The 4,576-nt window shown below is 63.9% G+C and carries 5 protein-coding genes; 3 read left to right on the forward strand and 2 right to left on the reverse strand.

What is annotated here, in order from left to right; genetic code table 11:
- Nucleotides 1-529 precede the first annotated feature (529 nt).
- The 3 genes from rng (at nucleotide 530) to ACN6PJ_RS27385 (ending at nucleotide 3,698) form a co-directional block, all read left to right on the forward strand.
- The gene (gene rng / locus ACN6PJ_RS27375; RefSeq protein ID WP_427989598.1) at nucleotides 530-1,993 is read left to right on the forward strand and encodes a ribonuclease G; all 1,464 of its coding nucleotides are present in this window, start codon (nucleotides 530-532) and stop codon (nucleotides 1,991-1,993) included.
- A gap of 160 nt (nucleotides 1,994-2,153) precedes the next feature.
- Nucleotides 2,154-3,467, forward strand: a complete 1,314-nt coding sequence (locus ACN6PJ_RS27380; RefSeq protein WP_427998918.1) for a tyrosine-type recombinase/integrase — start codon at nucleotides 2,154-2,156, stop codon at nucleotides 3,465-3,467.
- A 12-nt stretch (nucleotides 3,468-3,479) separates the two neighbouring features.
- Nucleotides 3,480-3,698: a hypothetical protein gene (locus ACN6PJ_RS27385; RefSeq protein WP_427998919.1), complete on the forward strand. Its 219-nt coding sequence runs from the start codon at nucleotides 3,480-3,482 to the stop codon at nucleotides 3,696-3,698.
- A gap of 30 nt (nucleotides 3,699-3,728) precedes the next feature.
- Here the strand turns inward: ACN6PJ_RS27385 and ACN6PJ_RS27390 are convergent, their stop codons facing one another.
- Nucleotides 3,729-4,178 carry a DUF2335 domain-containing protein gene (locus ACN6PJ_RS27390; RefSeq protein WP_427998920.1) on the reverse strand — a complete coding sequence of 150 codons (450 nt, stop codon included), beginning with the start codon at nucleotides 4,176-4,178 and terminating at the stop codon, nucleotides 3,729-3,731.
- A 79-nt stretch (nucleotides 4,179-4,257) separates the two neighbouring features.
- Nucleotides 4,258-4,576 (reverse strand): hypothetical protein (locus ACN6PJ_RS27395; protein WP_427998921.1); only part of this gene is annotated, 319 nt, incomplete at its 5' end.

The following is a 4,576-nucleotide window of genomic DNA, read 5'->3' on the forward strand; positions in this document are numbered from 1 at the left end:
TGCAACTGGCTTCTGCCTGATTTGCACCGACTTACGCAAAATTCGCCGACTGCCGGTTCGAGAGAATCACTGCTGACCCACCGCCTTGCTGCCCTGCGACAAATCCGATCGCCGTAGCCTTCAGATCCGTTGCACTTGCCTTGCCTCGCCGCCCAACAAAACTGCTTGAACTGCGAAGGAGCGAGACTATAGCACAGAATTTTGGCTTGGCACGCCACGGAAGCAAAAGCGCCGATGAATTTTGCGTACGGCGACCGTGGCGGCGGCCGCCTTGGCCCTTGCAACGCACTTGCCCAACGGCGCGTCTCTCTATATAGATAGGATTGTCCGTGCACGCCTCCTTGCGGAACGCGTCGTTGCGCGTACTCCCCCGGCGCGGCCGCCGCTGTCCGCTATTTACTATATAGATAGATCGTCCGGCCCGGAGGCTGCCGAACAGCTTGCCCGGCGCTTTGGTACGTTTACTATTCGCCTTGCGCCGCACTGCCTTTACCTTGGAGAAGATGCCCCCATGCCCCCAACCATCGCGTTGAGCGAAGATATCCTGATCAACGTCACCCCCTTCGAGACCCGCGTCGCGCTGGTCGAGCAGGGATCGGTGCAGGAGCTGCACGTGGAGCGCAGCATCCAGCGCGGACACGTTGGCAATATCTATCTGGGACGGGTGGTGCGGGTGCTGCCCGGGATGCAGAGCGCCTTTATCGATATCGGTCTGGAGCGCGCCGCCTTCATCCACATCGCGGATCTGCGCGAGAACCGGGGCGAGCGTAGCCAGGGCCTGACTCCGACGCCGATCGAAAAGTTGTTGTTCGAGGGGCAGACCATCATGGTTCAAGTGGTCAAGGACCCGCTGGGCACCAAGGGCGCTCGCCTGTCGACGCAGATCAGCATGGCTGGCCGCATGCTGGTGTACCTGCCGCACGATCCGCACATCGGCATTTCCCAGAAAATCGACTCGGAGTCCGAACGCATCCAGTTGCGCGAGCGCCTGCAGGCGCTGATGCCGCCCGAGGAGAAAGGCGGCTTCATCGTACGCACGCAGGCCGAAGGCGCCAATGACGAGGAACTGGCCGCCGACCTGGAATACCTGCGCAAACTGTGGGCCAGCGTGCAGGCAGCCGCGCGCAGCCAGGCGGCACCCGCGCTGCTGCATCAGGACCTGACGCTGGCGCAGCGCGTGCTGCGCGATATGGTGGGGCCCACCACGGGCGCGATTCTGGTGGATTCGCGCACCACCACCGCGGCGATGCGGGAGTGGGCCCGCGTCTATACGCCTTCGGTGGTCGACCGCATCCAGCATTACAGCGGCGAGCGCCCCCTGTTCGATACCGCCAATGTCGACGAGGAGATCGCGCGGGCGCTGTCGCGCCGCGTCGACCTGAAGTCGGGCGGCTACCTGATCATCGACCAGACCGAGGCATTGACCACGGTCGACGTCAATACCGGCGGTTTCGTCGGTGGCCGCAACTTCGACGACACGATCTTCAAGACCAACCTGGAGGCCGCGCAGGCGATCGCCCGCCAGTTGCGGCTGCGCAATCTGGGCGGCATCGTGATCCTGGATTTCATCGACATGGAAGAACAGGAGCACCGCGAGACCGTGCTGGCCGAGTTGAAGAAGGCGCTGGCGCGGGACCGAACCCGTATGACGGTCAACGGCTTCACCCAACTCGGCCTGGTGGAGATGACGCGCAAGCGTACCCGCGATTCGCTGGCGCACCAGTTGTGCGAGCCCTGCCCCATGTGCGAGTCGCGCGGCAATGTGCGCACGCCGCGCACGGTCTGCTACGAGATCCTGCGCGAAATCCTGCGCGAAGCGCGCCAGTTCAATCCCAAGGAGTTCCGCATCCTGGCGTCGCAGGACGTGGTGGACCTGTTCCTGGAGGAAGAAAGCCAGCACTTGGCGATGCTGGGCGACTTCGTGGGCAAGCGGGTGTCGCTGGAAGTCGAGAGCACGTATTCACAGGAAAAATACGACATAATCTTGGTCTGATGCTCTGGACTTCTCACCACCTATCACAGCCCCTCTGAAAGCCGCATAAATCCTTGCGGCTTTCTTTCCTGGCTTCTCAGGAGTTATCCTCCCAGCTCACGAAAAATGGGTAGCTAGGTGGGTAGCCAAGCCGCCCAGCTACCCAAAACCTAAGGGAACCATGGCGACGAAGCGCGTATTGCAGGGCCTGCTGACCGACGTCCAGATCAAGAGCTGGATCCGCTCCGGCGCGCCGCTGGCCAAGTCCGACGGCGGCGGCCTGACCTTCACCCTATCCAAGGCGGGCACCGCGGCCTGGGTGCTGCGCTACCGAATGCCCGGCCGGCGGGCCGAGGCCACCATCGGCAACTACCCGGATATCACCCTCGCTGAAGCGCGCAAGGAGGCCAGCCGGCTGCGCGCCATGATCGACGCTGGCAAAGATCCGGCCGCCGAGAAGCGGGAAGCCAAGCAGAAGGCCCGCGCCGCCAAGACCATCGATTGGCTGGCGGACGACTACCGCGCCAAGGTGCTGCGCCACCTGGCGCCCAACAGCCAGAAGCTGTACGAGCGCCAGCTGCGCCGGATAGGGAAGGACTGGCGCGGCCGTGCCGTCGATGGTGTCGCGCCAGGCGACGTCATCGACCTGATCCGCAAGACGAAGGACGGATTCGCCAGCGGCGCGGGCTGGCGCGAGACCGAGGCCTTGTACATCGTGACCCGCGAGATGTTCAAGCACGCCGCCGGCCAGCACATCATCCAGGTCAACCCCGCCATGGGCATCAGCCTGGAATCCCTGATCGGGAAGCGGCCCAAGGCCAAGGTGCGCCTGATGCTGACCGATAACGAGCTGGCCGTGGTCATGCGCGCCGCCGGCATGAACCGCCAGAACCAGCTCAGCGTCTGGATCATCCTGGCCACCTGCGTGCGGGTGTCCGAGTTCACCACCGCGCTGCGCGAGCATATCCGCATCGACCAGCACACGGTGAAACGCCTTGGCGCCGGCCTGTGGCATATCCCGGCGTCCAAGACCGGGCCAGCCATGGATATCCCCCTGGCGCCGCCCGTCGTGGAATGGTTCCGCGAGCTGGACGCGCTGGCGCTGGACTCCAGGTACATCGTGCCGGCGCGCTCGGTGGCGCGCCTGCGTAAGGGCGGTGGCGATGCCCCGGTCGGCAAGGATGCCGTCTGGGGTGCCATCGGCTACTGGTTCAAAAACGCCAGCCCCAACGTGCGGCCCTTCACCCCCCACGACCTACGATCGACCGCGAAATCCCACATGCGCGCCCTGGGTGTCGACCGCGACATATCGGAGATGTGCCTGAACCACAAGCTCAAGGGCGTGGAGGGAATCTACGACCAGTACAGCTACTGGAAGGAGCGGCGCGAAGCGCTGGCGCTGTGGGCCGACCACCTGCTGGCGTGCCGCGGCGCCGACGTTGAGGCGGCTGGCACCGCCCGCAACGCCCTGGCGGCCCTACGCGCCGCGTCCTGATAGGAGACGACCATGGACGACAACGGAATCCTGGAGCAGGTCCCCGGCCAGTATGTGGCCCGGGCCGCCCTCACCCTGCCGCCAGCGGCCACCGCCGAGGATCACCACTACACGGTCGAGATCGACGCGGGCCACGCCGGACTGGTGCGCATCACCTTCCGGCGCCAAAAGGCCAAGCGCGCCAAACACTCGCACTGGTTCTGGCTGGCCCGGCGGGCGGACGCGGTCTAGGGCATGACGCCGAAGTAGGCGCTTGGTCGATTACGCGTCAGATTTGGGCTTGCTCGCGGCTTTTTCACCGCGCGTAGGCTCGACCCTTCGCCGGATCGCCTGAACCATTCCAAGAACAGGGAGCGACACCAGGGCGACGGGAATGGCCCAGTACCAGCGGGACGTGACGCCGTAGATCAGGCCCACAATGGCGGTTGCTGCAGCCGCGAGTAGAGCAATGCACGAAACCACCGCGCCGAGAATCTGGCCGGTCTTATCGCTAGAAAAAACGCCTTCGATGCGGCGCTGCTCTATTGCGGTCAGGGTTTTGCGATGCGCTACGTCCGATTCGAGCTGCTGGCGTTCCATCTGGCGGCGGTGCTCCGCCTCGCCTTCGGCCATCGTAATGATCCGATCTGCAGCCCCGGGGGAAAGCTGGTCATACTGGCGCAGCACTTCTGGATGAGGCAGCGGCCCATGATGGATTTCCGCCTGCATCATCTGGCGCGGCACCACCTCCGTGGCATGCGGTTGTCCAGCGGGACGAGGCGAAGGGGCAGAACTTGGGCGGTGAGATGACTTACCGCGAGCCATTGTGACGCGCTATCGAACGGCCGAAGTCATCGCCGATGCGGCGCACGTCGCTGCGCAGCGCGTCGTTCGACGAGCGCGCTGGGCGATACAGGGGGTTGATCTGAGGTTCTTGGACAGTCGGCGCTGAGTAGTTAGAAAACAGCGCCAGCGGAGCAGCTATGCCGCCCCAAAAACCGCCCCAGAAAGCCTTTCTGCTACGCTTTTTCATAGGTATACCGATCTGTTCCGAGGGATCCGCATTGCACGAAAACTGCCTCACAACAAGCAAAATATAGCAGATGCTAATATTTTTCGCGCCCCTTTGG

Origin of the sequence: Achromobacter sp. (genome assembly GCF_050285585.1) — a bacterium.
Lineage (GTDB): Bacteria > Pseudomonadota > Gammaproteobacteria > Burkholderiales > Burkholderiaceae_B > Achromobacter.

Excerpts from the sequence above, each read along its gene's own strand:
- ACN6PJ_RS27385 (WP_427998919.1), top strand. The coding sequence starts at position 3,480 with ATGGACGACAACGGAATCCTGGAGCAGGTCCCCGGCCAGTATGTGGCC.
- ACN6PJ_RS27390 (WP_427998920.1), bottom strand. The coding sequence starts at position 4,178 with ATGATGCAGGCGGAAATCCATCATGGGCCGCTGCCTCATCCAGAAGTG.
- ACN6PJ_RS27380 (WP_427998918.1), top strand. The coding sequence starts at position 2,154 with ATGGCGACGAAGCGCGTATTGCAGGGCCTGCTGACCGACGTCCAGATC.